This is a genomic window from Mediterraneibacter flintii (assembly GCF_055387595.1).
Genome location: NZ_AP031405.1, coordinates 3110525 through 3133710 on the forward strand (window position 1 = coordinate 3110525; position 23186 = coordinate 3133710).

Below are 23186 nucleotides of genomic sequence, written 5' to 3' on the forward strand. Positions count from 1 at the left end.
CCTTTTTACTAAAAATTATTTTCAATGAGATGTCTATAAATTGTATCTTCTTGATCGATTGCTGAATCTAATTTATAAGTAAGCTTATGAATACTCGTAAGCTGTTTCATCCACTTTACTTCTTTTTCATCATATTTATCCGCCACAATTCTAATTAGTCTTTCACTATATTCACTGTCCATATATGGAATTTCTTTCTCAATAGTGGAAAAAGATTTGATTACTTCTGTCATAATCAGATTTGATAGCAGATACTCTTTTATATGGTTTTCTTTCCTCCAATAAGAAAAAACAACGTTCCTGACTGCACGTATTATTTCATTTCCTTTTTCCGAATGTATAAACCACACAGGATAAAGCACCGGATTGTCTAGTAACCCCATAGCATTTCTAAATACAAAAAAAGCACTTATCCTGATAAATTCTGGAATATAGTCTGTCAGATAAACAGTCGCGTCCATCCATGTTCCTCCATAATGCTCAAGAAGTGCAAAACGCATTAAATCTGTATAAACCGCAAATGGAATTTGTTTATTTTCTGTCTTTTTAACTATATAATCTGGAAATATAATATACTTACTGATATTTTTTTCCGTAAGAAGAATCACGTTTTGATTTCCATATTTTAAAACAGATTCATAACATCTTTTAACTATTTCAGGAGCATTTTCCATTCCTGAGTTCCAGTAAATCCATATAGGATTGTCTACTTTTTCCTCGCCAAATTTCAATCCTTCCGGAACAGTCTCACTATATATCAGATATTTTTTCACACTTTTGGAAACCTTTTTTTGCCATAAAACTTTTTTAATCTCATAATCGTTCACTATATGCACAGGGTTCGCTAAAAACATACCTCGCCTTAACGCATTCAACATGCCATATCGTTCAAAAAAACCTTTCATACCTATGTTTTTGTAAAACTCATTCAGCATTTTCCTATTTCCCCTCATAAATTTTCATTAGTTTTTCATAATAACTGGCAGATGTCTCGTACTGAGCATTATAACAATTCTCTGTATATTCCTGTAAGATACCTGGGGTAAATAAAATATGTCTTATAGCCCGTTCCAAATCATCTGCATTTCCCGCCTCAAACAATTCTCCCGTTATTTCTTCTTCTATTAATTCAGGTATTCCTCCTATTTTAGCTCCTATAACAGGGGTTCCTAACGAAATAGATTCTATCACTGAAAACGGACAATTTTCATACATCTCAGACGGACACACACTAATACTTGCTTCAGAAATAATCCGGTACAGTTCATCTCCTTTTTTAAAACCAAGATATTCAACATTCTCTATATTTCTCATCTTTTCAGAAGATGGCCCGTATCCAATAAAAACAAATTTTGTTTCCGGCATACGTTTTGCTACCTTCAATAACGTCTCCGTACCTTTGTCCTTTGATAAATGGCCAAATTCCAAAACATATTTTCCCTTTTGAACTGACATATCTGGTTTTATATCTTTAAAATTATGAATCGCCACCGTCTTATTTCGAAATCTTTTTTGTGTATCTAATTTTCCTTTCAAAAATTTGCTACAGCAAATAATTTTATCTATGTATGAGTATGCCGGACTGCACCTCCAATAATATCCGTCCAATGTACCAAGCAAGCTTTTTGCTCTGGAATTTTTGAGACATTTTGTCTGAAAGCAATATCTGTAACTACCATCTAAACATTTTTCACATGGAACTAAATTTGTATCAAAAAGTCCATGGCTCGGACAGATCAATTGATAATCATGTGCTGTATAAATAATCTTACAGCATCTTTGTGTTATAGTTCTCCATTTATGAATTTCAAGAATAATAGAAGGGGTTAAATGGTATTGTATATTATTCAAATGTACTACATCTGGCTGAAAATCATCTAAAACCATACGGATTTTTCTTCTGGCTTCTGATGAATAAATAATTCTGAACGGTGCACTCAAATTTTTGCGTATCCCCTTCGAAAAATCTATATCTTTAACATATACCCCTATTTGATTCCCCACCGTATTTTTTTTATTATTCAGTCCAAAATATTGCACATCATGTCCGTGTATCTGAAGCATTTTCCCCAATGCTAGAGTATAAGTCTCTGCACCGCCCTTCGGATACAAAAACTTATTTATCATTAAAACTTTCATACCTTATTATCCCTTTACATCATTTCTTTTGATACAAATCCACCGTTCTCTTTGTCACATCATCCCAGTTATATTTCCCGCAAATAAACTCCGCTGCCTGTTCTTTATATTTCTTTACCACATCTTCTCTGTCGCAAAGCATCTGTATCTTTTCTCTTAAGTCCTCCACGTCACTTTGTCTGAACAACACCGCTTTGTCCTCTACAACTTCCGCACATTCCGTTATATCAGACACCAGACAGCAATTTCCGTAACTCATCGCCTCCAGAAGGCTTAAAGGCATACCCTCCAAATCAGAGGGCAATATATATACATACGCATTGCTGTACAGCTCGCCCAACAGTTGTCCCTGGACAAAGCCTGTGAACAGAATCCGTTTGTCTTCTTTCGCCATCTCTTTCAATTCGTCCATGAAATCTCCGGTGTCGCTCGTCCCTCCGGCGATCACCAATTTTTTCTTTGTCCGCACCTGACAAAATGCCTGTATCAGATACCGCAATCCCTTCTCCGGCACGATTCTTCCAAGAAAAAGCAGGTACTCGGATTCCTCCAGATGAAAGCGTTCCCTTATCAGTTCCGGACGTTTTACGCACGGACGGGTCACTCCGTTGGGAATAAACCGCGTATTTCTTCCATATGTTTTCTTAAAATACTCACGTACTCCCTCACTTAACACAATAATCTCATCTGCATATCTGACCGCACACTTTTCCCCCAGCATAATATAGGTGCTCGCAAATTTCCCCCACTTTGCCCTCCGGTGATCTAGTCCGTGAATCGTCGCAACACACCTTTTTCCAAACAATTTAGGAATCCACAACATAGAACAAGGCCCCTCCGCATGGAAATGTGCCACATCATATTTACCAAATGCCGTTCTTAATGCTGCAAAGAAGGAAGCACTCACAGCCGCCAGACCTTTTGCATTTATCGTAGGTACATATTTCAGATGTACTCCTCTGTACTCTCTTTTCTTCCCAGTGTCAAATTCTTTCCCGCTTACATGATGCCCGCTACGGTTGTAGCAGGTCACATCATGTCCAAGCTTTACCATCCTGCTGCTAATTTCTACTACGACGATTTCAATTCCGCCTTCCCTGGAAGGAATACGTTTATGTCCCAGCATGGCGATATGTAATTTATTCTTTTTCTGCACATTTTGGTTTCTTTTCATATCTTAAGTGTCTGCTTCCTATATTGATTTTTTCTGTCTCTCTTTTTCGTTTTCTTTCTATAACTATCCGGATATATTTTATCTTGAGCCGTTTCCTGTCAATACTACCAGTACCGTTTTGAGCAGGATCCTTATATCCATTCCTATATTCCATTGTTTTATGTATTCCATGTCCAATCTTACGACTTCTTCAAAATCTGTTATTTCATTTCTTCCGCTTACCTGCCACATACCGGTCAGCCCAGGTTTTGTAGCAAGTCTTGCACGGTGATAATATTTATACTGTTTCCATTCATCTTCTGTAGGCGGTCTTGTTCCCACGAGACTCATATCTCCCTTAAGTACATTCCAAAACTGTGGAAATTCATCTAACGAAGTCTTACGAATGAACCATCCCACGCCATGTTTCCTTCCGTCCGGCCCGCTTCCGATAATGCGTGGATCCGCCTCTATTTTAAACATGAGTCCCTGCATCTCATTTTTCTCCAGCAGCTCTTTCTTTCGTTTCTCTGCATCCGTATACATACTGCGAAATTTATATATCTTAAATCTTTTCCCGTTTTTCCCGATTCTCACCTGAGAAAAGAAAATAGGTCCTGGCGAGGCAATATAAATAGCCGGTGCTAAAAACAGAGTAATAATTCCAGTTAAAAACACTCCGATTAAACCGCCTAATATATCCAGTCCTCTCTTTAGAAATACCTGTTGGGTATCAGTGAGCCGTATACTGGAAGTCAGCACCACGTAACCGCCCATCCGGTTAATATATTGACTGCCACTCCAATCCTCCAGTTCCTCTAACCGGTAGTGCAGTGTCACACCCATTTCAACACAGGTATTCAATACCTCTTTTGAAGGCATATCTTTTCCTTTGACGCTTACCAGCACAGCATCTACCCATCTTGTCTGTATATAGTCAGGGATTTCATTTGCACTGCATATAACAGGAATTCCCTGTATTTTTATCCCCTTTTTCTGCCGTTCTCCTGCAAGTGCAATCCCAATGATCTCAAATTCATTAAAACTGTTTTTATTTAGCTTTTCCAACGTATTCTCTGCTTCCTCCCATGTAGTGACAAGAAGCATTTTAACCTTGTCATAAAACAACCTTTTCCGTCTGTTAAGATATTCTTTCCAAAGTATTCGCTCAATATATATGAATCCCACCGTCAATAGCACAAACCACAAAAAAGACAATCTCGAAAATTCTTCTGAATTCTTACTTAAAAATAAATAACTTATTTCTAAAACACATACAAAAAAAACATGTTTTAGTGTACTTTTAAATTCTAAGAAATATCCCCTGCGCATAATCCCATGGTATGGTTCCATAAAAAACGCAGAGCAAATATCCGCCAGACAAATGATAATCCCGATATTTAAATAAATCTGTTCCTTATATAAATTGTGTACGCCGCTGCGCAAAAAATAACTGCATATATAGGCAAGCTGTAACATCAGTAAATCCAGAATAATAAAATCCCAGTGCTTCAGCCATGAATTCGATATTTTCCTGTACATTTCTGCTTATTCCTCTTTACCATCCTCCGCCGCGTTACATCTTTTTACTGTCCTCCAGGCGGCTGTCTTCGTATTTCTACATTTTGTCCGTATGAAAGCGTGTGCAGCAGAGTTTTATGCTGCATACACACGCCTGGTTTTTACCTGTTATTCTATTTTTTTATTCTTCTGTAAGAAACAATAGACACTGCCGCAAATACACCTGCGGCTCCTATCCACAGCATCCAGCTGGACTGGATGCCTGTTTTTGGAGATGTACCTGCCACGCTATCTGAAACATTCATGGTATCCACTTTTGCAATCACTGCTACCGGAGACAAATCTTCAAATTCGGCTGTCACTTCTTTATCTGCATATGACGCATCAACGATCTCCCATATGTCTCTTACTGTACTGTAGTGGAGAACCGCTACATCCTCCACATTTTCTGTCAATGCCGGTACAGAGAATGTAACCTGATATTTTCCTGATTCTGTCTTCTCTCCTCCGTCTGTAACCTTCAGATCAAAGAAGGGTGTCAGCATTTCTTTTTCTGCCAATTCTTCTTCTAATTCCGGTGCCATTTCCACAATGCTTTGGAGTGTCGCGTTTCCTTCGTTGACTGCCAGAATTTTCTCTAATACTTCCGGTGCAGACTCTGCTAATTCTGCCATGCTTTCCTCTGTGATTTCTGCGATTTCATACTTTCCTTCTGATGCTCCCGTCAGCGCTGCGCCGCCGATCTTACTGTCTTCTGCGAAAACTGTCACCGCTTGTGAGACAACAAAGATTGTCGCAAGCGCTATACCTAAAATTCTCTTTTTCATATTTCTTGCCATTCCTTTCTTTTTTCTTATTTTTCTATAGTTTCCAACACAGCCTGTACAAGATACCTCTTATCCGGCTGGTTACCATAGCATGTTGACAGTGTAATGATTTTATCCTCCGTATCTATTTCTACGGATGTATCAATACATGCGTTCATATCTCTGATTGAAAAGATATTGTCCAAATATGCTCTGTATACTCTTTCATTTGAAAAGTCAAAACTCTGTAAAAGATGTCTGTCATCATACAGATACGCCGCAAATATTTTGTAGTGCCGTACTGCGTCCGGTGTATACACTATAATCTCTCTGTATTCGTCAAAAAATGTCCTGTCCATATAATTATGAAGGCTTTGGAACATTGAACCATTTTTCATATCATGTCCATAGATCACTGTATTTGTATCTTCAAAATTTTTGTCATTATAGTTTTCGGTATATATAGCTCCTTCTGGACTTTCTACACCATCTATCGTATGGGTCAGGTAATAATCATTATCCTCTGTATTTTGTAAAATAGGATAATCTACCGCTGTCCCTGGTATTGTAATCCAAGCATATACATCCGGATTTTCCTGAATGAGTGTTTCAAAATTGATCGGTATGTCCGGTGCCTGTTTTTCATTTTCCTGCACTTCTTCCCTATCTTTTTTGACAGATTCTTTTATTTCTTCGTACTGTTCCCCCGCATTCTTTATTTCCATATACTGCCAGATTCCCACAGTAGCGCACATAATAGCCACTAAGGCTGCCACTGTCGCTATTATTTTATTCCTTTTCTTCATCTGTCGCCGCCGGACTGTCCCGTCCACTCCTTTTTTGTTTTTTCATCTCAAGAAATCTCCTTATAAAAAGTCTCAATAATTTTTTCATACAGTGCTTTATCATCTACAATGTATTCATCATAAGACTTTCCTTCTATCCCTTCTCCTGGCAGTACCCACTCTGAATAACTGCCACCCTTTCGCAGGCTCTCCATAATCTGTACAAACTGATCGCTTCTCATATTCGTCACCATATAAGGTTCCAGCGAATCATATAAATCCACTATAAAATCCGGATTTTCATTAAATTTCTCTTGTACTGCCTCTCCATATGCCTGAATAAATGCTTTTTGTCTTTCCATTCGTTCCAGTGCACTCTGACTGATGGTTATATCGCGATAGCGCACAAATGTCTCCGCGTTTTCTCCATCAATCTTTACCTGGCTTCCTTCGCGAAACACCTCGTCAACAGCTTCTAAACTGTTATTAGGCACCGTTACGGTTACTCCGCCTACTGCTTCTGCCAATACTGGTATGCTGTCCAGATTTACAGAACAATACCCTTGTATAGGCAGTCCGTAAAACAGCTCTGATACCGCCTCCTTTGACAGCCGGCAGCTTTCATGCCCTCCCTCTCCATATGAATAGGAAATGCTAATATGATCTTCCGTCTTTCCCAGACTTTCTCCGTCTGCTCCAAATGCTTCTATATTTGTCATCGTATCGCGTGGAATCGAAATGATCGTAATTGCGTTTTCTACTCTGTCCCAGGAAAGAAGATACAGCGCATCCGCTTGACCGGCATCCGCGTGTCCAACGGAAGCAGCTTCCTTTTCTCTGTTATCAATTCCCAGAAACAGAAAATTACTCAGATGCTCGTTGTATGTATATGAATTACCATTCCATACAATTTCCCCTGTCTGTGTACTTTCGTTCGTCTGACTGGATATATTTTTTGACCCAGACCTATCATATATATTCCAAAGCACCACTGTCATTAACAGCACAGATAGAGTTGAAAGCAATATAATTACCCTTTTTCGTTTTTCCTTTTTTCTGACTTTTCCAGACATCTATTTCCTGCCTTATTTTTTACCTTACCTATAATAATCGTTATATTTTGAGTAATACTTATCTTTTTTTACGTCTACTTTATTAAGTACAGCTCCTAATATACGACATCCGCTTAATTCTAACTGTGCTTTTGCCTTTGCCGCCACCTTATAGCTCACCAACTCGCTTTCTATTACAAGAATTGCACCGTCACATTGTTTTGCTGCAATTGCCGCGTCAATCAGATTACTAATTGGCGGAGTATCAATCAGTATATAGTCGTATTTTTCTCTCATTTCCTCTATTAGTTCCATAAACACTTCTTCTTCCAGAAGCTCTGATGGGTTGGGGGCTGTCGGTCCTGCGAAAATTATATCTACATTCTGGAAATTCGTATGGTATATAATTTCTTCCATATTTAACTGTCCACTTAAATATTGGGAAATACCTTTTACTTTATGATTAATCTTGTATCTGTTCACATAACTGGACTTTCGAATATCTGCATCCAGAATAAGAACCTTCTTATTCATATTTCCTATTTCCTTAGCAAGCTGGAATACAATATCGCTTTTTCCTTCGTTAGGATAGCAGCTTGTCACGACAATCGATTTAATATTTTTTCCCATAAACTGTATATTTGTACGCAGTGTTTTTATTGCTTCTTCATAGAAATAATCAGTCTGTTTGGGATCTATCATCATAACCTTTTGTGTTATCACTTACTGCGCCTCCTTCTTTTTCTCCGTCTTCTCCTCTTTTTTTTCTTCTTATCGGTTATATAATCTTTTCTGTCCGGTATGCTCGCCAATGTTGGAATTTGAAGGTATCTCTCTATATCTTCTTCTGATTTAACTGTGTCGTTCAATATGGTGAGCAGTATCACTACACCAGCCGATAAAACCGCACCTGCCACCGCACCAATCGCAATATTTTTCTTCATACTGGGGCTTGTCTGTACATCAGGAACTTCCCCTTTTTCAATTATTTTCGGCGGTACCACCTCCATTTGTTCTCCAATAAACTCGGAAGACACTTCCGCTACTTCATCAACAATCTCTTTTGCCGTTTCTGCATCCGAGTTTGTCACACTGATCTCAAGAATACGCGTATCCTCTGGATTATCAATCTCAATATTTTCTTTTAAAGTCTTATAGCTTATATCCAAATTCAGATTTTTAATCACTTCTTCTAGAACCGGCCGACTCGTAATAAGAATACTGTAATCTTTTGTCAGTTGGCTCCCTATCTGCAGATCCGCAAGTGAAGACAAAGTCGTCTCTTTCGTCAACACAAGCATGATCGACTTGGCACTGTATATAGGTGTTACCAGCACCTGTGTATAGAGACCTGCTATGACAACTCCTGCTAACATAGCCGCTATAATAAGCCATATCTTTTTCCTCAGTGCAAAAAACACTTCCCGCAAATCAATCTCTATTTCATCATCATTTTTTGTGTGTCCCATGCTTTCTATCCTTTTCTAAATTTTTTCGTTTTGTAGAATTTTTTCCGCATTCTTCTTAAGTATCTTCCTTATATATGTATTGGCCAAATGGCTTTGCATCCATGATAAAGCTGCTCTTATATCCGGCTTTCTATTTTTCATGTTGTGCATGTCCGTCCCCATAAAATGTACTTTTTCTTCCTTTAGAAGTTTTCTGCACCAACGAGTCTGTTCGCTGTACCATCTGCCGCCCACCGAATGATAATTCATCTGTATGTATGCGCCCTGTTCTTCCAATTCTTCTATTTTATTTATGTCTCGTAGTTCCTTATATCTTTCTATATGGGCAAGAATCGGATAATATTGTTCCATCACAATCTTTCTCACCATTCTAAATATATCGGCATAGGATGTTCCCGGCAGACATTCAACTAATACATAACGACTGTCTGCCATTGTAAGCAATTCTCCCCTGTCAAGCAGCGAAAACATATCTCCTGTATAGAAAATCTCCTGCCCTGGCAGAATCTGCATCCTATATCCCAGCTCTTTTTCAGTTTGTTCCTCTATTTCCCTGCATAACTCTCTTATTCTTTCAGGACATTTATTTTGATATCTGCCTGAAAAGTGTGGTGTAGCAATCATTGCTGCAATTCCCTGTTCTGCTGCCTCCTTTAACATATATATCGCTTCTTTTACAGAAGCGGCCCCATCGTCCATTTCCGGTAAAATATGACTGTGTATATCCAAAATGTCTGTCACTTATTATTGCTCCCTCTTTTATATTTTTGTACGCAAAAAAAGACATAGATCCTTGCACCATGCAAAATCTATGTCTTCTATATTTTGTTTATTGTATACAAAAAGGACAGTCTTATTAATTACTGTCTGTCTGTCTGTCTGTCTGTCTGTCTGTCTGTCTGTCTGTCTGTCTGTCTGTCTGTCTGTCTGTCTGTCTGTCTGTCTGTCTGTCTGTCTGTCTGTCTGTCTTAACAAGTATATTTTCTTCGTAGACACTTGTCAACTTTTGTAACACTATAAATACCCCACTTAGAATTACTAATTTTTGCTGTCATAAATTAACAAAATTAGAATACACTTTGTTGTCCCTGCTTGTCAAGTAAATTATATTTTGTATATCTAAATCCCTCTTGTACGCGCAGGAACCTCGGACACTTTTAATGGATATTCCTTCCTTTTGGCCCCTGCGCGTTCTCATAATTTACATACCAAATATAAAAATTAACAACTGGCACTCCTTACTTACGCTGTAATCGTGAGAATCTCTTCAGCTATATTTCTGGAATGGTCAGAGATCCTCTCCAAGCATACCAACGCGTCCAAAAATACAATTCCCGCATCTGTATTGCATTGATTCTTTGCAAGGCGTTTCATATGCTCTGCACGCAGTCGGATCTCCAATTCATCTGCCTGACTTTCCTTTTCAATCACTTTCAAGGCTTTCTCTTTACTGTGCTCTTCCAAAGCCTCTACCGCATAACGGAAGCTGTCTGCGCAGACCTCTATCATTTCTTTTAGTTCTTCGCTTCCCACATCGGAAAACATCGTCTTTCTTTCCTTCAGTGTTTCCGCAAACTCAGAAATGTTTTCACAATAATCACTGACACGCTCTATATCAGAAATAATCTGCAGCAGACTGGCAATATGCTGATGCTCTCTCTCATTGATAGACAGAGAATTTAACTTAATCACATAATTGGTAATTCCACTGCACAGTCCATCCACTGTATTTTCTTCCTCTTTAATGTCAAGAATATTCTGATAGTCCTTTGTAAACATCACTGATTTTGATTTGTCCATTGTATCCTTCACGATTCTACCCATACGGCATACTTCACTTACAACTGACTGGAGTGCGATTCCCGGTGTTTCCAGCATTCTTTCATCCAGAAGTACTTTGTTATCATCCACTTCAGTCTTGTCTTCTTTTTCAATTTTCTTTGCAAGCTTGATAATCCAATCAGAAACAGGGAATAAGATAATCGTTGTTCCAATATTGAAAATCGTATGCACTGTACTGATCTCTGTCTGTGTAATCATTCCCAAACCGGCCTGCGGATTGATAACTGCAAAGAACAAAATTCCGGCTATGCTGAAAATAATCGTGCCTATAATATTGAAAAGCAAATGCATAATTGCTGCTGTTTTTGCTGTTTTCTTCGCACCGATACTAGACATAATCGCCGTTACACAAGTACCGATATTCTGCCCCATAATAATATATACTGCGGCGTTGAATGGAACCAGCCCCGCCGCTGCAAGGCTCTGCAAAATCCCCACTGACGCAGAAGAGCTCTGAATCACCGCGGTGACAACTGCTCCGGCGATAATTCCCAAGAAAGGGTTATGTCCTAAAGTTACGAAAATGTTGCGGAATCCTTCTGATTCCTCCAACGGCGCTACAGCCGATGACATAGTTGTAATACCAATAAATAAAAGTCCGAATCCAATGATAATACTTGCAATATCTTTTGTAGAACGTCTCTTCCCTGTCAGCATTACAATGACTCCGGCCATAACTGCAATCGGAGCAAGATTGCCCGGACTTAAAAACTTTGCCCATTCTACACTGGACACAAGCCATCCCGTCACTGTTGTTCCAATATTTGCCCCCATTATAACGCCCATTGCCTGCGTCAAGTTCATAATGCCTGCATTTACAAACCCTACCACCATAACAGTCGTGGCCGATGAACTTTGGATTACTGCCGTAATCAGAGCACCGAGCAGTACACCAAAGAATTTATTCTTTGTCAGAGCTTCCAGCAGTGTTTTCATCTTGCTTCCGGCTGCATTTTCAAGTCCCTGCGCCATAATCTGCATGCCGTAAATAAACATTCCCAGACCCCCGACAAAGGGGATGATGATGCTTACATAATTCATAATTTCCTCCTAAGGTGTTCCCTCATTTTATCCTTCATACCATATAAAAACACAGTACATAATTACGATAACATTATCATCCTCAAAAAACAACAAAATTTTACTTATATTTTACTTTTATTTTTTCATCTTCGGTTCAAAGATAAAGGAGGCCAGATAACCAAAAATCAGTGCCGCAGAAATTCCCACTGCGCTTGCTTTAAAGCCTCCCATAAAAATTCCTATAAATCCATGTTTGTCTACAGCTTCTTTTACTCCCTGCCACAGTACATTGCCAAAGCCAAGAAGAGGAACACTCGCGCCTGACTTAGCAAACTCCAAAAATGGTTCATAAATATTGCAGAAACCTAAAACGGCACCTGAGCATACAAGAAGTACCATCACTCTTCCTGGCATTAGTTTCGTCCGATCTAATAAAATCTGTATTACCGCGCACAACAAACCGCCGATTAAAAATGCTTTTACGTAATCCATCCTTCTTTCCTCCTATTAACAATGTTCCAATACAATCCCATGAGCAATACCAGGCACACTTGCACCTTCGTTAAAGCTTACCGTAGACATTAACGCACCTGTAGGTACGAAAAGTATACGTTTCCATTCTCCCTTTTCTATTTTGGGTAGGATAAACGCAGCAAGTGTCACTGCTGCACAACCGCAGCCGCTTCCGCCTGCATGTGTATCTTGTGTCTCCTGGTCAAAAATCGTCATGCCGCAGTCCATATGTTTGCTCTTTATGTCATATCCTTTTCCTTTTACCAAATCAAATAAAATAGACTGTCCGATATACCCCAGATCTCCTGTAATAATTCTGTCGTAATCTTCTGGATTTCTCCCAAAGTCTTTCATATTCTGTACAATTGTGTCTGTTGCTGCAGGAGCCATACATGCTCCCATATTCTGTGAATCCTTCAACCCATAGTCCACGATTTTTCCTACTGTTACGCCTGATATTCTTACATGACTCTTTTGTGTCCCTACAAGAAACGCTCCGCTTCCTGTTACAGTCCAATGCGCAGATAACGGTCTCTGATTTGCATATCCTAATGGAAACCGGAATTCTTTTTCCGCACTTCCAAAATGGCTAGATGTAACAGCCAGCATATACTCTCCATACCCTGCGGCAACACTCATTGCACTTAAAGCCAGCGCCTCTCCTGATGTTGAACATGCACCATATAAACCAAACATTGGAATCTGAAGGGCTTCCACTCCCATCGAAGTTGCAATTCCCTGACGCAATAAATCTCCCCCATATAAATATCGTACTTTTTCCGCGTCCACATGTGCTTTTCCCAATGCCAGCACACACGCCTCTTTCTGCATTGTACTTTCTGCTTCCTCCCATGTCTGCGCCCCAAACAAGTCATCCTGATTAACCATATCAAACAATTTTCCCAGAGGCCCCTCTGACTCTTTGCTGCCAACTACTGATGCACTGCTGATCAAAAAAGGGGCCTGTGTAAATTCAATACTCTGGCTTCCTCTAATCTGTTCCATAGTCTTTCCTCACTTTTTCCTGAAATTCCAGCTTTTTTCTTCTTTATTATCTCTAATATAACGTAAAAATATACCTTATCGGGCAAAGCCCGCCATCCCGAAGGGAATAAGTTACGGTATGCCCTTTTGGATGTACATTTTCTATCATATGTATATTTTTCCTTTTTTTAAGAATACTAACCAAAAAGGAGGATTTTATAATGGATCGTGTACAAAAAATGAAACAGCAGAAACAATATGAAAAATATGTTAAAACAAAAACGCCTGTTCATAACGTATGGCTTAATATGATAAAAGCATTTTTCACTGGGGGTATGATTTGTTTTATCGGTCAAGTTATCTACCATTACTGTGAGCTGCAAAATCTTTCCAAAGATGATTGTAGCAGCTGGACTTCTATGCTTCTTATTTTAATGAGCGTCATTTTAACAGGAACGAATCTCTATCCGCGTTTGGCAAAGTGGGGTGGAGCCGGCGCGCTCGTGCCAATCACCGGTTTTGCTAACTCTGTAGCAGCCCCGGCAATCGAATACAAAAAAGAAGGTCAGGTTTTTGGTATCGGCTGCAAGATCTTTACCATAGCCGGCCCTGTAATACTGTATGGCATCACCATAAGCTGGGGACTTGGACTGCTATACTGGATATGGACAATCATAAAATAAAATATAACGTTAACTGACAAAATATAAAATTTAAGCGACAAAAGGGACGTGTGAAAGAGATGCTTTGCATCGTTCGTCAGGGCTTCGCCGAAATTCCTCACTCACGCAAAGCATCTCTTTCACACTCACACTTTCTCCAGCTTAAGTTTATAATTCGTAACGGAAAAAATCGGCTTCACGCTGCTATGCATTTCCAATCAGAAGTAGTATAGATACTTCTAATTGGAGGTCTATAACAACGTGAAGCCGTTCTCTTTTTTATGAATTTCAGTTAGGACGCCACCTTCCTATAGACGAAGGAAAAACCTCTGACTGGGAGTCTGTAGCAGCGTGAAATCGGTTCTTTTCTGTCTGAAATTATAAACTTAAGCTGGCGAAAGTGTAAGCGCAAGAGGGCGTGTGTTGCAAAAGTGAGGAATTCCGGCGAAGCCCTGACGAACGTTGCAATACACGCCCTCTTGCGCGGATTATTTTTGTTAGCTTTCGCAGTGCCAGCTCAATTTGGCATACGCTTCATTTCGCTATCGGCAGTCGCCGAATGAAAAGAAGCAGACAAATTTCTGTTTACATGCAAGCATGACACAGAGTTTGCCTGTTCTTTTCGCACTGCTTGTTGCTTCGTTATATTTCTATCTTTCTTCTCTGAAGTAGTTATTTCCGCAACTTTTTGGCTGTGCATGTTCTTTGCTTTGTCTCATACTTGTGACAATCAACACGATAATCGTTGCCACATATGGCAGCATATCATAAATCTGCGCAGGTAATCCAGGAATGTTTACATACATACGCATAATTGTCAAACCGCCGAAAATCAGCGCAACAAGCATGCCTCGCGCCGGACTCCAGGTAGCAAAAATAACTAAAGCAACTGCCAGCCATCCGTAGCCGCTAACGCATCCGTGCACCCACACACCAGAGGTTGTAACCATGCTCATATACATACCGCCAATTCCACAGATGCCTCCGCCCACTACCGTTGCAATATACTTATATTTTGTGATTGAGATTCCCGCTGCGTCCGCAGTCGCCGGATCCTCTCCCACTGCCCTTAAATTCAATCCAATACGGGATTTATTAAATACCCACCCCATGATAATTGCAACAACAATGGCAAAATATACCACCCAATTGTACTGGAACAAAAGCTTTCCGAGTACCGGAATGTCTGACAGCACAGGAATATGCAGTTTAGAAAATGCATTCTTCGTCACTTCGGATACTGCCACATATCCTCCTGCTTTCTGCCCAATATATTCACCAAAAAAATTGCCAAATCCTGTACCAAATATCGTGAGGGTCAGACCTGTTACATTCTGATTTGCCCGAAGTGATATCGTAAGGAATGCATAAATCAATGCTCCAAGTGCTCCTGCCAGAAAAGAAACAATTAAGGCAATCAAAGCAGATAACACGCCGCTGGGATCTCCGCCGGCCTTTACAACACCTTGTTCATAATAATAAGAACCAGCCAGCCCGGTAATCGCCCCCATAAACATCATACCTTCTACACCGAGATTTAAATTTCCAGATTTTTCTGTCAAAATCTCTCCCAGCGCTCCTAGAAGGAGTGGAGTTCCCGCGAGCACTGCCGCAATAAACAGACTGTTTAATGTACTAAGCATGTGTCTCCTCCTTTCCTCTGCGAATCAGCCGGTAGGAAATAAAGAACTCACATCCCAGCATGAAAAACAGAATGATACCGATTAACAGGTCTGAAGCAGATGCCGGAATCTTAAAGTTTGTCTGAATTGTGTTTGCCCCTCTTTCCAACATTGCAATAAACACAGATACAACCAACATGCCGAACGGATTCATCTTCGCCAGCCACGCCACCGTAATCGCAGTGAAACCAACACCTCCGGCAGTTCCCTCTGTAATCGTATAATCCGCCCCCGCAAACTGCAGCATCCCTACCAGACCGCACAGGGCGCCTGAGAGAAACATTGTACGGATAAACACTTTACTTACATTAATTCCCGCATAACGCGCCGTATTATTACTTTCCCCTACAACAGCAATCTCATACCCTTGTTTCGTCTTGTTAAAATAAATATAAGCTGCTACTACCAGAACCAGCGCAAGAATCCAGCCCCAGTGTACGCCAAATACCTTTGTCAATCTGGCACCAGGCACAAGCATACCAATTTTAGGATAACTGCTTCCTTCTGCTTTCCATGGCCCATTCATCAAATATTTTACAAAGGCCAGCGCTATGTAGTTTAACATCAAAGTAAACAAAGTCTCATTGGTTCCCCATTTTGCTTTACAGACCGCAGGCAGTAGCCCATAAATTCCTCCGGCTACAATTCCGGCAAGCATCATCAAAATGACAAGCGGCAATTTGGGAAATATGTGAGCAGTGAACAAGCCAAATGCACCCGCAGCCACTGCGCCTACTAGAATCTGTCCTTCTCCGCCTATATTCCAGAACTTCATCTTGAATGCGAAAGAAATCCCAATCGCTGTGATTAAAAGAGGCACTGCTATTTTGATTGTTTCATGGATAACTGTGCGTGACCCCCAAGCTCCCTTTATCATCGAAGCATAGACAGAAAAAGGATTATGTCCCAATGCCAGAATCAAAAGTCCTCCTGTCACTAAAGAGAGAAGAAATGCAACGCCCCGTATCCCCCATGCTTTCTGTTGTGAAAGAGCATCTCTTTTTGCCATGCGAATAAACGGCTCTTTCATCTGTCCTGCATTTGAGCTCATGCGCTCACCTCCTTCTCGCTTGTATCTTCCGTATGTATCATCATAAGCCCAATATCCTCTTTTGTAACTTCACAGGGATTCACAATTCCGCTTATCTTTCCGCCGCACATTACCATAATACGATCTGAAAGCTGCATGAGCACGTCTAGATCCTCCCCGATAAAGATAACAGCTACGCCTTTTTTCTTCTGTTCATTTAATAAATCATAAATACGATAAGAAGAATTAATGTCCAGTCCTCTTACAGGATACGCTACAATCAGTACAGAAGGATTACATGCAATCTCCCTGCCTAAAAGTACTTTCTGTACATTACCGCCTGATAATCTTCCCACAGGAGTCTCTACTCCCGGAGTGACGATTTCAAGCTCACCAATTAGTCTTTGTGCCAGTTCCTTTGGAGTTTTCCGGTCTACAAAAATCCCTTTCTTATTTTTGTAGCTGCGCAAAAGACAATTGTCCGTCATATCCATATTCGCCACAAGTCCCATTCCGAGACGATCTTCTGGGACAAACGCCATAGAAATTCCTTTTTTTACAATTTCATCTGGCTTTAGTCCAAGTATTCTCTCTTTCACAGGTTCCTTCTCATCTGAGCCATTGTACAAGACAGAACCACCAATAGATGGATACAATCCTGCGATTACCTCGCATAACTCTTTCTGCCCGCTTCCGGCAATCCCCGCAACTCCCAAAATTTCTCCTCCATATGCGGTAAAGGAGACATTGTCCAGAGCTTTTATCCCATCTCCATTTAAACAGGTCAAATCGATCACCTGCAGTCTTTCCGGCCCTCGTTTGACAGCCGTTCTTTCAATCTCCAAACTAATCGGGCGCCCGACCATCATTTCAGTAAGCTGAGCCTGGTTTGTCTGCTCCGTATTTACTGCGCCAATATATTCTCCTTTTCTTAGGATAGCAACCCGATCTGAAATTGCCAGCACTTCCTGCAATTTATGTGTGATGATAATAATAGATTTACCATCTTTTTTCATATTCTTAAGCACCGCAAACAGCTTGTCCGTCTCCTGCGGAGTCAAAACTGCAGTAGGCTCATCCAATATCAGAATATCTGCACCTCTATACAGAACTTTCAATATTTCAACCGTCTGCTTTTCCGAAACAGACATGTTGTAAATCTTCTTCGCCGGTTCTATTTCAAATCCATAGCGTGAAGCCAGCTCTGCCACTTTTTTATTGACTTCTTTCCTATTTACAACAGCCTTTCCTTCCAGTCCCAGGACAATGTTCTCCGCCGCTGTCAGGACATCCACCAATTTAAAATGCTGATGAATCATTCCAATTCCAAGAGAAAATGCATCTCTAGGTGAACGGATCGTGACCGCCTTCCCGTTTACATATATTTCTCCATGATCCGGAAAATATATTCCTGAGAGCATATTCATCAGAGTCGTTTTTCCACTCCCATTTTCTCCTAGAAGCGCCAGAATTTCCCCGTTTTTCAATTCCAGATTTACATCTTTATTTGCGGTTACTTTTCCGAATGTCTTTGTGACACCATGCATTTTCACAGCATATTCTGTCGTCGCACCCAATTCTTCACCCTCCTTTAGATTCTCATTTGTATTCCAGCGATAAAATTGAGAGGTGCCGAAAAACCGACACCCCTCTTTTTTTAATCGTTTGCATGTAAGCAGACTATTCCACTACATTGCATCCGTCAATAATATACAACCAGGACGGTGCGGACTGTTCTTCCTGCTCATGGTAATATTCGCCTTCTTTTACTTCATATTCTTCTCCCTCTGGGCTTACGCCTTTCAGTGGACCTGCGAATACATGAAGTTCTCCTGCTTCAATAGCAGCAGCGGCTTCATCAATTGCCTCCTGGGTTCCCTCAGCAGCAATTGCTTCGTTTAATGGAGAAAGATATACTGCTCCGTCTTTATATCCCTTGCACCAATCTACCGGAATTTCTTCTCCGTCGATCACTGCCTGTACTGCCTCTGTTACGTAGATTCCCCAGTCAATACGCGGAGAAATCAAAGAAGCATTCGGAGCTGCCTCACTCATATCATTGTTGTATCCAACCTGCCATACGCCGTTTTCCTCTGCTGTTGTAGCTGGTGCTGTGGAATCAGAATGTTGAGAAATCACATCACATCCACGCTCAATTAACGCCTTTGCTACCTGAGATTCTACCGTTGGATCATTCCAGGAGTTTGTATACATAATATCCATTGTAACATCTGGATTTACACTTTTTGCTCCCAGATAAAATGCTGTATATCCACTGATTACTTCTGCAAATGGAAATGCTGCAACATATCCGAGTTTATTGCTCTCTGTTTTCATTCCTGCCGCAATTCCTGCCAGATAACGTCCCTCATAAATAGAAGCAAAATAATTGTGGAAGTTATCTAAACCAGAATCCTTTGCCTGGAGTCCTGTCGCATGGCAAAACTGTATGTCCGGATATTCTGCTGCTACTTCTTTTACATAATCTTCATATCCAAAGCTCGTGGCAAAGATAATATTACATCCTGCGTCAACCAGTTCACGAAGAGCAGTATCACACTCCGCGCCTTCTGGTACGTTATATTTGTTTACAATCTGGTCGTCTGAAAGTCCCAGCTCTTTCTGCATCTCTTGTGTGCCAAGATCTTGATTATACGTATACCCCATATCACTTGGATCAGAAATATGCACAAATCCAACCTTAATGTCCTCTTTTGCAATTCCTCCTGAAGCTTCTGTTTTCTTCGCATCATCTGAACCGCCTGTCTCTGCCGCCGGCGCTCCGCATCCTGCAACAATGCCGACAATCATTGCCGCACACAGCACTGCACTTAGCACTTTCTTTTTCATATGCTCTTTTTCCTCCTTTATGAATCCTTTTCCTGCAGGTTTCCTACAGAAAAAAAACAGCTATCCGAATGTTGAACTGCATTGTGGATAGCTTTATATTTACCATATAGATTGTACACCTAAATACAAAAGAAGTCAATAACGGAAACTACCATCTCTGAAAGAAGAACAGACAGGCTCCAATTCCTTTTCCTATCGCCATACTCAATATAAAAAGTGGAATATATCTTACGATTTTGGCTCTTCTTATAAATACCGGAAAAACATTTAATATTTCCGCCAGAGCCATTGCCCAGCAGCCCACAAAGATTCCTGCAAGAAGGCCAAATACAGGAAGCAGCCAGAGGCCATACGGGATCTCTATCTGAAAGACGAAAAATAGATTGCCCAGAATCCCCCCAAACGCTACACTGTCCTCATACAATAGTATTTTGTCCGCTGTATGCGTACGATCCGCGAAATCTGCTACCACTCCCAGCTCTATAATAAATGAAAAAAGTCCCCCCGCAACTACAATACCGGCGCTAATGCCGATGACTGCCAGAAGAATTTGACTGCCCCACATCCAATTCTTCCTCCTTTCTGGACGCATCTTCCACTAGTGTTGTCTGAATATCATTTTCATAGAGGCGCATCTGCACCTCCATCGGAGTCGGATCTACTGTAAACCGCTTCTTTCCAAAATGGTTAAAAAATACTAGTATTCCAATTGTAAGCCCGATTGAATAGGATACCTCCAGAATTGTAAATCCATCCGTAGGATTGCCTGTCACCAGCTCATAAATTTGTTCAAACAGCTTCGTCACATCCACATCATTGTTAAATGCCATAATGGAAAATGCGGCGCCGCAGAATGTAATCAGCACTACAACCGCCGTCTTTGCTATATGCCAAATGAGCGCCGGAGTTTTTTGATCTTCGTATGTTACAATAATATCCTGTTCTCCTAAATTTTGTATTTCCAACCCTGGATATTTTTCATGGATGCAAGCAATAATCTTTAGTATAGAAATGACAAACCGCTGTTTTCCGCTTTTACGTATTTTGAGAATACGCAAGGCTTTGATTTTTGGAATCAAGGTTTTGTCACTGCACTCAAAAGACACAATATCTCCCAGAGTAACATCCTGCTTTGTAACTTCTATATTACGTTCTCCTTTCAGATATAGTGTCTGATTAGACGGCATATTCCTGCACCTCCGTCCCTTGAATCAGCACTCCTTCACTGCTGTTTTGCCTGTCCGTATTTCCATAATAATAGATCGTTCCAGTCACAACTGCTGCCAATACGATAACCAGTAAGCAAAGCCAAACTCTCTTTCTTCCCTGCCCCATTTTTTTCACCTGTCCTTTCCATACAATTCTCATTTTGTGCCTTACGACTCTTTCTACATATAGTATCCAGATTTTTGCTGAAAATATGCAGAAAAAAAACAAAGTGGGCAAGCCCACTTCAACTCCCCTGCCCCTCACTCTTCAGAGACTTGTCCACTTTGCGCGCCACCGCAATACCGCAAAGCGGTAAAATTTCCTATTATACAAAAACAGCCGGAGAGGTATTCCTACTTCTCCAGCTGTCTATGTTATTTCCTTTTATATTCTGCTCCTTTTTAACATAGGATGTGCTGATTTTCTTGGTCTTTTAAATTGCTCCTCTGTGTATAGCTTCCTTTGCAGCACTTCCCGAAGCAGCGCTCTGCGGATATTTTTTCCAATGAACACTGCCTTTGAATCTGGCATCTCCTCTATACCGGTAATACTATATGTGTGCTCTACCACATCAAATCTAAGCCATGCTGTACCTGTCTTCATATAGCCTTTTGCTCTGCATATATCTCCGAACACTCCAGCCACGATTCCCTGCAGAAACAAAAGCAGTTCGTTTTCATTTCCCAGCCCCACCTCTTTTAAGCCAATGCTTTCCAGAGGCGATACTTCTTCCACATTTGACTCTTTTCCTTTTAATGCATGTATCCCTTCGTCTTGTTCTAAGAGGGCATCCCACCATTCCTGCGGCTGTTTTGTATAGTGCGTGAGACAAATTTCTGCTTTTGGATTTATGCTGCTTATCTCTTCACCAAGCGCTGCAAGCTCCTTGGAATCTGCATTTTCCATTTTGGAAATCAAAACCGTTCCTGCTGCCTTTAGCTGATCCTCATATATCTCCCGAAATTCCTCTTTATACCGACTGGACATCTTCCCATTCAGTATAGTCACCGGCTTTAGAATTCCAATGCGTTCATACTGAATTTTTCGGATATTTTCAATAATTCTGCTCAACATTCCTACGCCGGTAGGCTCTACGATCAGATATTCTGGATCCACTGTATTGGCAATTGTCAGAACAGAAGTAGCAAAATCTGTTTTCACCGAACAACAGATGCACCCTTCCGTCATCTCCCATATATTCAAGGTTTTATCTCCCTTAGAAAAGCCGTCTTCCAGGAAATCCGCATCTACCCCGACCGCACCAAATTCATTTTCCATCACTGCAAAATCTTTTTTTGTACGCTTTGCCAGTTCTTTGATAAATGTCGTTTTTCCTGCTCCCAGAAATCCGGATACCACTAAAATTTTCATACCACTGCTGCTTCCTTCATTAATCTGCAATCTTTACAACAGGCTTAATCAGATCTGCCGGCTTGTCTCTCATCATAAACAACGCTTCTTCCAAATGCTCCCAGCCTTCAAATACATGAGATGCCAGAGGATGTACATCCAACTTGCCCGCAGCCACTAAAGCCCCCAGCTTTTCCATACGCAGACGTCCGCCCGGCATAAGACCACCGTTAATCTGTTTATGTCCCATTCCAACGCCCCACTCTACACGCGGGATCGTTACATAGGTTCCGCTTCCTAAATAGTTGACATTTCCGATTTTTCCACCTGGCTTTAAGCACTTAACAGCTGACTCGAATGTTTCACATCCTCCGCCTGCTACTACGACTTTGTCCACTCCTTTTCCATCTGTCATTTCCAGTACCTGTTCTTCGATCGTACCATTTTTATAGCTCACAAAGTCTGTCGCCCCATACAATTTTGCAGCCTCCACACAATTTTTGCGTGTTCCAACCGCGATAATTCTGGAAGCGCCGCGCAATGCCGTACCTGCCACAGACATAAGACCAACCGGCCCGATTCCTATTACAAGTACTGTATCTCCGAACTGTACATCTGCAAGCTCTACTCCATGAAATCCAGTAGGAACCATATCAGAAAGCATGCATGCATCTACAGTTGAAATATTAGATGGAAGAAGCGCAAGATTGCCGTCTGCATCATTTACATGGAAATATTCTGAAAATACACCATCTTTAAAATTAGAAAATTTCCATCCCGCCAGCATACCGCCGGAATGCATAGAATATCCTGCCTGTGCTTCTAAGGAATTCCAATCTGGAGTGATCGCAGGGACAAGCACTCTGTCGCCGGGTTTAAAGTCCTTTACTAACGCTCCTACTTCTACAACCTCTGCACAGCATTCATGTCCAAGAATCATATTATGTCTTTCTCCAATAGCGCCTTCCCACAGAGTATGGACATCTGACGTACAGATTGCAACTGCCAGAGGACGGCAGATTGCATCCATAGGCCCGCACTGAGGTCTTTCCTTCTCAATCCATCCAGATTCACCAATTTTAAGCATTGCATAGCCTTTCATATCATTTACCTCCT

At 40.8% G+C, this 23186-nt stretch carries 24 protein-coding genes; 1 reads left to right on the forward strand and 23 read right to left on the reverse strand.

The window, feature by feature from the left end:
- Window positions 1–8: 8 nt before the first annotated feature.
- The 14 genes from ACZ5C4_RS14910 to ACZ5C4_RS14975 form a co-directional block, all read right to left on the reverse strand.
- The gene (locus ACZ5C4_RS14910) at window positions 9–935 is read right to left on the reverse strand and encodes a capsular polysaccharide synthesis protein (RefSeq protein ID WP_464521702.1); all 927 of its coding nucleotides are present in this window, start codon (window positions 933–935) and stop codon (window positions 9–11) included.
- Window positions 936–939: 4 nt separating this feature from the next.
- Window positions 940–2139 (reverse strand): glycosyltransferase family 4 protein, encoded by a 1200-nt coding sequence (locus tag ACZ5C4_RS14915; protein WP_464521703.1) that lies wholly within the window; start codon window positions 2137–2139, stop codon window positions 940–942.
- 19 nt (window positions 2140–2158) lie between these two features.
- The gene (locus tag ACZ5C4_RS14920; protein WP_464521704.1) at window positions 2159–3313 is read right to left on the reverse strand and encodes a glycosyltransferase family 4 protein; all 1155 of its coding nucleotides are present in this window, start codon (window positions 3311–3313) and stop codon (window positions 2159–2161) included.
- A gap of 78 nt (window positions 3314–3391) precedes the next feature.
- On the reverse strand, window positions 3392–4834 hold the full coding sequence (locus tag ACZ5C4_RS14925; RefSeq protein WP_464521705.1) for a sugar transferase: 1443 nt from the start codon (window positions 4832–4834) through the stop codon (window positions 3392–3394).
- Window positions 4835–4986: 152 nt separating this feature from the next.
- Window positions 4987–5640 (reverse strand): LPXTG cell wall anchor domain-containing protein, encoded by a 654-nt coding sequence (locus tag ACZ5C4_RS14930; RefSeq protein WP_464521706.1) that lies wholly within the window; start codon window positions 5638–5640, stop codon window positions 4987–4989.
- A gap of 26 nt (window positions 5641–5666) precedes the next feature.
- Window positions 5667–6425: a class B sortase gene (gene srtB, locus ACZ5C4_RS14935; protein ID WP_464521707.1), complete on the reverse strand. Its 759-nt coding sequence runs from the start codon at window positions 6423–6425 to the stop codon at window positions 5667–5669.
- A 47-nt stretch (window positions 6426–6472) separates the two neighbouring features.
- A complete protein-coding gene (locus tag ACZ5C4_RS14940; protein WP_464521708.1) occupies window positions 6473–7477 on the reverse strand; it encodes an LCP family protein in 1005 nt (334 codons plus the stop codon).
- 24 nt (window positions 7478–7501) lie between these two features.
- Window positions 7502–8179 (reverse strand): CpsD/CapB family tyrosine-protein kinase, encoded by a 678-nt coding sequence (locus ACZ5C4_RS14945; protein ID WP_464521709.1) that lies wholly within the window; start codon window positions 8177–8179, stop codon window positions 7502–7504.
- Window positions 8176–8925, reverse strand: coding sequence for a YveK family protein (locus ACZ5C4_RS14950; RefSeq protein WP_464521710.1), 750 nt, complete (start codon window positions 8923–8925; stop codon window positions 8176–8178). The genes ACZ5C4_RS14945 and ACZ5C4_RS14950 overlap by 4 nt, the downstream gene beginning before the upstream one ends.
- A 15-nt stretch (window positions 8926–8940) precedes the next feature.
- Window positions 8941–9666 carry a CpsB/CapC family capsule biosynthesis tyrosine phosphatase gene (locus tag ACZ5C4_RS14955; protein WP_464521711.1) on the reverse strand — a complete coding sequence of 242 codons (726 nt, stop codon included), beginning with the start codon at window positions 9664–9666 and terminating at the stop codon, window positions 8941–8943.
- A 115-nt stretch (window positions 9667–9781) separates the two neighbouring features.
- Entirely contained in the window at window positions 9782–9940 is a 159-nt protein-coding gene (locus ACZ5C4_RS14960) for a hypothetical protein (RefSeq protein ID WP_464521712.1), read from the reverse strand.
- Between the two features lie 227 nt (window positions 9941–10167).
- Window positions 10168–11808 (reverse strand): Na/Pi cotransporter family protein, encoded by a 1641-nt coding sequence (locus tag ACZ5C4_RS14965; RefSeq protein ID WP_464521713.1) that lies wholly within the window; start codon window positions 11806–11808, stop codon window positions 10168–10170.
- 117 nt (window positions 11809–11925) lie between these two features.
- Window positions 11926–12282: a stage V sporulation protein AE gene (gene spoVAE, locus ACZ5C4_RS14970; protein WP_186877185.1), complete on the reverse strand. Its 357-nt coding sequence runs from the start codon at window positions 12280–12282 to the stop codon at window positions 11926–11928.
- Window positions 12283–12297: 15 nt separating this feature from the next.
- On the reverse strand, window positions 12298–13308 hold the full coding sequence (locus ACZ5C4_RS14975; RefSeq protein ID WP_464521714.1) for a stage V sporulation protein AD: 1011 nt from the start codon (window positions 13306–13308) through the stop codon (window positions 12298–12300).
- A 200-nt stretch (window positions 13309–13508) separates the two neighbouring features.
- On the opposite strand from ACZ5C4_RS14975, the gene ACZ5C4_RS14980 reads away from it, so the two are divergent.
- Window positions 13509–13970, forward strand: a complete 462-nt coding sequence (locus ACZ5C4_RS14980; RefSeq protein ID WP_186877183.1) for a SpoVA/SpoVAEb family sporulation membrane protein — start codon at window positions 13509–13511, stop codon at window positions 13968–13970.
- Window positions 13971–14599: 629 nt separating this feature from the next.
- Here ACZ5C4_RS14980 and ACZ5C4_RS14985 read toward each other — a convergent pair.
- From ACZ5C4_RS14985 to ACZ5C4_RS15025, 9 genes are all read right to left on the reverse strand, one after another.
- A complete protein-coding gene (locus ACZ5C4_RS14985) occupies window positions 14600–15592 on the reverse strand; it encodes an ABC transporter permease (protein WP_464521715.1) in 993 nt (330 codons plus the stop codon).
- Window positions 15585–16682, reverse strand: a complete 1098-nt coding sequence (locus ACZ5C4_RS14990) for an ABC transporter permease (protein ID WP_464521716.1) — start codon at window positions 16680–16682, stop codon at window positions 15585–15587. Before ACZ5C4_RS14990 ends, ACZ5C4_RS14985 begins: the two co-directional genes overlap by 8 nt.
- On the reverse strand, window positions 16679–18208 hold the full coding sequence (locus tag ACZ5C4_RS14995; RefSeq protein WP_464522358.1) for an ABC transporter ATP-binding protein: 1530 nt from the start codon (window positions 18206–18208) through the stop codon (window positions 16679–16681). The genes ACZ5C4_RS14990 and ACZ5C4_RS14995 overlap by 4 nt, the downstream gene beginning before the upstream one ends.
- Window positions 18209–18341: 133 nt before the next feature.
- A complete protein-coding gene (locus ACZ5C4_RS15000) occupies window positions 18342–19511 on the reverse strand; it encodes a BMP family ABC transporter substrate-binding protein (protein WP_464521717.1) in 1170 nt (389 codons plus the stop codon).
- Between the two features lie 148 nt (window positions 19512–19659).
- Complete coding sequence (locus tag ACZ5C4_RS15005; protein ID WP_464521718.1) at window positions 19660–20076, reverse strand: stage V sporulation protein AB; 417 nt, start codon at window positions 20074–20076, stop codon at window positions 19660–19662.
- Entirely contained in the window at window positions 20036–20698 is a 663-nt protein-coding gene (locus ACZ5C4_RS15010; RefSeq protein ID WP_464521719.1) for a stage V sporulation protein AA, read from the reverse strand. The genes ACZ5C4_RS15005 and ACZ5C4_RS15010 overlap by 41 nt, the downstream gene beginning before the upstream one ends.
- Window positions 20688–20879 (reverse strand): hypothetical protein, encoded by a 192-nt coding sequence (locus ACZ5C4_RS15015; protein ID WP_464521720.1) that lies wholly within the window; start codon window positions 20877–20879, stop codon window positions 20688–20690. Before ACZ5C4_RS15015 ends, ACZ5C4_RS15010 begins: the two co-directional genes overlap by 11 nt.
- A 225-nt stretch (window positions 20880–21104) precedes the next feature.
- Window positions 21105–22091 (reverse strand): GTP-binding protein, encoded by a 987-nt coding sequence (locus tag ACZ5C4_RS15020; protein WP_464521721.1) that lies wholly within the window; start codon window positions 22089–22091, stop codon window positions 21105–21107.
- Window positions 22092–22110: 19 nt separating this feature from the next.
- Complete coding sequence (locus tag ACZ5C4_RS15025; protein WP_464521722.1) at window positions 22111–23172, reverse strand: NAD(P)-dependent alcohol dehydrogenase; 1062 nt, start codon at window positions 23170–23172, stop codon at window positions 22111–22113.
- Between the last annotated feature and the right edge of the window lie 14 nt (window positions 23173–23186).

What these genes read in the sequence shown, in the direction of transcription:
- ACZ5C4_RS14910 (WP_464521702.1), bottom strand. Translation starts at nt 935, where the DNA reads ATGCTGAATGAGTTTTACAAAAACATAGGTATGAAAGGTTTTTTTGAA.
- ACZ5C4_RS14915 (WP_464521703.1), bottom strand. Translation starts at nt 2,139, where the DNA reads ATGAAAGTTTTAATGATAAATAAGTTTTTGTATCCGAAGGGCGGTGCA.
- ACZ5C4_RS14920 (WP_464521704.1), bottom strand. Translation starts at nt 3,313, where the DNA reads ATGAAAAGAAACCAAAATGTGCAGAAAAAGAATAAATTACATATCGCC.
- ACZ5C4_RS14925 (WP_464521705.1), bottom strand. Translation starts at nt 4,834, where the DNA reads ATGTACAGGAAAATATCGAATTCATGGCTGAAGCACTGGGATTTTATT.
- ACZ5C4_RS14930 (WP_464521706.1), bottom strand. Translation starts at nt 5,640, where the DNA reads ATGAAAAAGAGAATTTTAGGTATAGCGCTTGCGACAATCTTTGTTGTC.
- srtB (WP_464521707.1), bottom strand. Translation starts at nt 6,425, where the DNA reads ATGAAGAAAAGGAATAAAATAATAGCGACAGTGGCAGCCTTAGTGGCT.
- ACZ5C4_RS14940 (WP_464521708.1), bottom strand. Translation starts at nt 7,477, where the DNA reads ATGTCTGGAAAAGTCAGAAAAAAGGAAAAACGAAAAAGGGTAATTATA.
- ACZ5C4_RS14950 (WP_464521710.1), bottom strand. Translation starts at nt 8,925, where the DNA reads ATGGGACACACAAAAAATGATGATGAAATAGAGATTGATTTGCGGGAA.
- ACZ5C4_RS14965 (WP_464521713.1), bottom strand. Translation starts at nt 11,808, where the DNA reads ATGAATTATGTAAGCATCATCATCCCCTTTGTCGGGGGTCTGGGAATG.
- spoVAE (WP_186877185.1), bottom strand. Translation starts at nt 12,282, where the DNA reads ATGGATTACGTAAAAGCATTTTTAATCGGCGGTTTGTTGTGCGCGGTA.
- ACZ5C4_RS14975 (WP_464521714.1), bottom strand. Translation starts at nt 13,308, where the DNA reads ATGGAACAGATTAGAGGAAGCCAGAGTATTGAATTTACACAGGCCCCT.
- ACZ5C4_RS14980 (WP_186877183.1), top strand. Translation starts at nt 13,509, where the DNA reads ATGGATCGTGTACAAAAAATGAAACAGCAGAAACAATATGAAAAATAT.
- ACZ5C4_RS14985 (WP_464521715.1), bottom strand. Translation starts at nt 15,592, where the DNA reads ATGCTTAGTACATTAAACAGTCTGTTTATTGCGGCAGTGCTCGCGGGA.
- ACZ5C4_RS14990 (WP_464521716.1), bottom strand. Translation starts at nt 16,682, where the DNA reads ATGAGCTCAAATGCAGGACAGATGAAAGAGCCGTTTATTCGCATGGCA.
- ACZ5C4_RS14995 (WP_464522358.1), bottom strand. Translation starts at nt 18,208, where the DNA reads ATGCATGGTGTCACAAAGACATTCGGAAAAGTAACCGCAAATAAAGAT.
- ACZ5C4_RS15000 (WP_464521717.1), bottom strand. Translation starts at nt 19,511, where the DNA reads ATGAAAAAGAAAGTGCTAAGTGCAGTGCTGTGTGCGGCAATGATTGTC.
- ACZ5C4_RS15005 (WP_464521718.1), bottom strand. Translation starts at nt 20,076, where the DNA reads ATGTGGGGCAGTCAAATTCTTCTGGCAGTCATCGGCATTAGCGCCGGT.
- ACZ5C4_RS15010 (WP_464521719.1), bottom strand. Translation starts at nt 20,698, where the DNA reads ATGCCGTCTAATCAGACACTATATCTGAAAGGAGAACGTAATATAGAA.
- ACZ5C4_RS15015 (WP_464521720.1), bottom strand. Translation starts at nt 20,879, where the DNA reads ATGAGAATTGTATGGAAAGGACAGGTGAAAAAAATGGGGCAGGGAAGA.
- ACZ5C4_RS15020 (WP_464521721.1), bottom strand. Translation starts at nt 22,091, where the DNA reads ATGAAAATTTTAGTGGTATCCGGATTTCTGGGAGCAGGAAAAACGACA.
- ACZ5C4_RS15025 (WP_464521722.1), bottom strand. Translation starts at nt 23,172, where the DNA reads ATGAAAGGCTATGCAATGCTTAAAATTGGTGAATCTGGATGGATTGAG.